General features: G+C 67.1%; 2 protein-coding genes. One reads left to right on the top strand and one right to left on the bottom strand.

Features of this window, described 5'->3' with window-relative positions; genetic code table 11:
• A partial coding sequence (locus Q7V15_RS16220) for a TonB-dependent siderophore receptor (RefSeq protein ID WP_304756887.1) occupies positions 1-1,263 on the top strand: 1,263 nt, incomplete at its 5' end.
• Between the two features lie 73 nt (positions 1,264-1,336).
• On the opposite strand, the gene katG is transcribed toward Q7V15_RS16220, so the two are convergent.
• Positions 1,337-3,415 (bottom strand): catalase/peroxidase HPI (katG, locus tag Q7V15_RS16215; RefSeq protein ID WP_304756886.1); only part of this gene is annotated, 2,079 nt, incomplete at its 5' end.

Here is a 3,415-nt window from a genome sequence, read left to right as displayed (position 1 = left end):
GACAGCCAGTGGGTGGCGCGGGCCAAGGTCACCTATCGCGAGCAGAACAAGATCTTCACCGATGGTTTCCCGACCCCGGGGACGGGGCTGAACCCGGCCACCAACCGCTTCTCCAGTTTCAATGTGCGCAGCAGCGACGGGATCACCGAGCGGACCGGGGTCGATCTCTACGCCACGGGGCCGCTGAATCTGTTTGGCCGCAGCCATACCCTAATGGTCGGCTACAGCTGGGAACTCTACAATTTTCACAACAAGTCGGCGACGACCAGCTTCTTCACGGGCTCACCGTCCGGGACGGGGATCGCCTTTGAAGACGCCGTCAATGTTCCGCGACCCGACTTCATCTACAATAACGGTACGCAGAACCGCATCGAGCAGAGCGGCCTCTATGGCCAGGGCCGCTTCGAGATCATCGATGGGCTGACGGTGGTGCTGGGGGCGCGGATCAGCGATTTTGAATCCCAGAGCCGGACCATCGCCCCCAATCCCCGGCCGACCAACTATGTGCGCGGCGCCCATGCGGAGGGGGAGGTCACGCCCTATGCCGGGGTGGTCTATTATCTGCGTCCGAACATCACCCTGTACGGCAGCTATTCCGACATCTTCATTCCGCAGACCGCGCTGAAGTGGGACGCGGGCGGAGGCTCGCCCCTCGACCCCCGGGTCGGCAAGCAGATCGAGGGCGGGATCAAGGGGACGTTCTTCAACGAGGGGCTGCTGGCCGCCCTGGCCGTCTATCGGACCCGGGAAGTGAACCGCGCCTTCACCGATGTGGCTCATCCCGGCTTTTTCCTGCAGCAGGGGGAGGTAGAGGTGCGCGGCGCCGACTTCGAGGTGACCGGGCGACCCTATCGCGGCGTGGACCTGTCGTTCGGCTATTCGTTCATCCAGACCGAGCACATCGAGAACTCGACCCCCAGTCTGGTGGGCCAGGCCTTTGACACCTGGGAGCCGGAGCACACGCTGAAGGTCTTCGCCAAGTACACCCCGACCGCGCCAGGGTGGGACCGGGCCTGGTTCGGCGCAGGTCTGATGGCCCAGAGCACCTTCCTGGGCGCCGGCGTCGCCGGGGTTCGGGAACAGCCGCCCTATGCCCTGGTCAGTCTGCATGGGGGCTATGCCCTGACGCCGAAGACCTCGGTGGCCGTGACCATCAACAACCTGCTGGACGAGACCTATTACGCCCGGATCGGGGGACCCAACACCTACAACACCTATGGCGAGCCCCGGAACGTGACCTTCGCCCTGCGCACGCGGTTCTGAGGTCAGATCCAGCCTGCGTCGAACACCCCGCCGCCACGCCCGAAGGCGTCGCGGCGGGGGCCAGGCTTTAGCTTTAGTGGGCGCCGGCCAGGCGCTTCTCCCGGGGGAGGTCGAAGCGGTCGGCGTTCATCACCTTGGTCCAGGCGTTGATGAAGTCGGTCACGAACTTCTGGCCGGCGTCGGCCGAGGCGTAGACCTCTGACAGGGCGCGCAGCTGGGAGTTGGAGCCGAACACCAGGTCGGTGCGGGTGGCGGTCCACTTCTGCTGGTTGGTCCTGCGGCAGGTTCCGATGAAGAGGTCATCGGCGCTGTCGTCCACCTGCTTCCACGCCGTGCCCATGTCGAGCAGGTTGACGAAGAAGTCGTTGGTCAGCTGGCCGGGGCGGTCGGTGAAGACCCCGTCCTTGGACCCGCCATGGTTGGCGCCCAGCACCCGCAGGCCGCCGACCAGAACGGCCATTTCGGGCGCTGTCAGGGTGAGCAGCTGGGACCGGTCGATCAGCAGCTCCTCGGTGGGGACGCTGAACTTGACCTGCAGATAGTTGCGGAAGCCGTCGGCCTTGGGCTCGAGGACCTCGAAGCCCTCGGCGTCGGTCTGCTCAGCCGAGGCGTCGGTGCGGCCCGGGGTGAAGGGGACGGTGACCTCCTGGCCGGCGGCCTTGGCGGCCTTCTCCACCGCAGCCACGCCGCCCAGGACGATCAGGTCGGCGAGCGAGATCTTCTTGCCGCCGGAAGCCCCGGCGTCGAAGGCGGCCTTGATCCCTTCCAGCACCTTGAGGACGCGGGAAAGCTGCTCAGGCTGGTTGACCTCCCAGTCCTTCTGCGGGGCCAGGCGGATGCGGGCGCCATTGGCGCCGCCCCGGTGGTCGGAGCCGCGATAGGTGGAGGCAGACGCCCAGGCGGTCTGGACGAGCTCGGCCACCGTGAGGCCGGAGTCCAGCAGCTTGCCCTTCAGCGCCGCGATATCGGCGGCGTCCACCAGGGGATGATCGACCGGGGGGATGGGGTCCTGCCAGATCAGGTCTTCGGCGGGCACTTCGGGGCCGAAGTAGCGGGCCTTGGGCCCCATGTCGCGGTGGCAGAGCTTGAACCAGGCCCGGGCGAAGGCGTCGGCGAACTGATCGGGATTGGCCCGGAAGCGCTCGGAGATCTCCCGGTACTTGGGGTCCATCTTCATGGCCATGTCGGCCGTGGTCATCATGGTCGGCAGGCGCTTGGAGGGATCGTGGGCGCCCGGCGCCATGTCTTCCGGCTTCTGGTTGATGGGCTGCCACTGCTTGGCCCCGGCGGGGCTGCGGACCAGCTCGTAGTCGTAGTCCAGCAGCATGTGGAAGTAGTTCATCGTCCACTGGACGGGGGTGGGGGTCCAGGCGCCCTCGATGCCGCTGGTGATGGTGTGGTCGCCGATGCCGCTCTCATGACTGGAGGTCCAGCCCAGGCCCTGCTGGGCGATGTCGGCGCCTTCGGGCTCGGCCCCGATCTTGGAGGCGTCGCCGGCCCCGTGTGCCTTGCCGAAGGTGTGGCCGCCGGCGGTGAGCGCGACGGTCTCCTCGTCGTTCATGCCCATGCGGGCGAAGGTCTCGCGGATGTCGCGACCGGACTGGATGGCGTCAGGCTCGCCGCCGGGGCCTTCGGGATTGACGTAGATGAGGCCCATCTGGATGGCGGCCAGGGGGTTTTCCAGCGCCATCTCCTTGTCGGGCTGGATGCGGGTTTCGGCGCCCTGGCCGACCCACTGTTCCTCCGAGCCCCAGTAGATGTCCTTCTCGGGCTCCCAGACGTCCTTGCGGCCGCCGCCGAAGCCGAAGACAGGGCCACCCATGGACTCGATGGCCACATTGCCGGCCAGGATCATCAGATCGGCCCAGGAGAGCGCCGCGCCGTACTTCTGCTTGATCGGCCAGAGCAGGCGCCGGGCCTTGTCGAGGTTGGCGTTGTCTGGCCAGGAGTTGAGAGGGGCGAAGCGCTGGGAGCCGGAGGATGCGCCGCCGCGGCCATCGCCCGTGCGGTAGGTGCCGGCGCTGTGCCAGGCCATGCGGATGAAGAAGGGGCCGTAGTGGCCATAGTCGGCCGGCCACCAGGGCTGGCTGTCGGTCATCAGGGCGGTGAGGTCGCGCTTGAGCGCGGCGTAGTCCTGGCCATGGAAAGCCTT

This window comes from Phenylobacterium sp. (assembly GCF_030651755.1).
Classification (GTDB): domain Bacteria; phylum Pseudomonadota; class Alphaproteobacteria; order Caulobacterales; family Caulobacteraceae; genus Phenylobacterium.
The sequence above is the reverse complement of the archived record's forward strand: the minus strand, read 5'-3'. Positions and strand labels throughout refer to the sequence as shown.